The sequence below is a fragment of the Mesorhizobium sp. M7A.F.Ca.US.006.01.1.1 genome, assembly GCF_003997935.1.
Taxonomy (GTDB): domain Bacteria; phylum Pseudomonadota; class Alphaproteobacteria; order Rhizobiales; family Rhizobiaceae; genus Mesorhizobium.
In genome coordinates this window covers 1-245 of record NZ_RZQL01000561.1, presented here as the reverse complement: position 1 = coordinate 245, position 245 = coordinate 1, and the positions used below count along the sequence as shown (strand labels likewise).

The 245-nt window shown below is 63.3% G+C and carries 2 pseudogenes; one reads left to right on the top strand and one right to left on the bottom strand.

Going from position 1 to position 245, the window contains the following annotated elements:
* Positions 1–88 (top strand): annotated as a pseudogene (locus EN943_RS37495) (RidA family protein); the annotation flags it as partial.
* 43 nt (positions 89–131) lie between these two features.
* Here EN943_RS37495 and EN943_RS37490 read toward each other — a convergent pair.
* Positions 132–245 (bottom strand): annotated as a pseudogene (locus tag EN943_RS37490) (histidine utilization repressor); the annotation flags it as partial.

Genomic DNA, 245 nt, shown 5'->3' with positions numbered 1-245 from the left:
GGGCAACACGCCAGCCCGCGCCACCGGCGAAGCAAAGCTCGCCACCCCGGATTATCTGGTCGAGATTATTATTACTGCGGCGATCTAAAGCGTCGAAGCTGCCAATCTCCCCCCGTGTGGGGGAGATCACCTCACCCCTGCGGCCTGAACCTTGCCACCAGCGTGTGGCTCTCGGCCGCGTAGGTAAAGCGCACATGGGTGACCGGATGTTCGGCGCTCCATGTCCGTCGCTCGACCACCAGGCA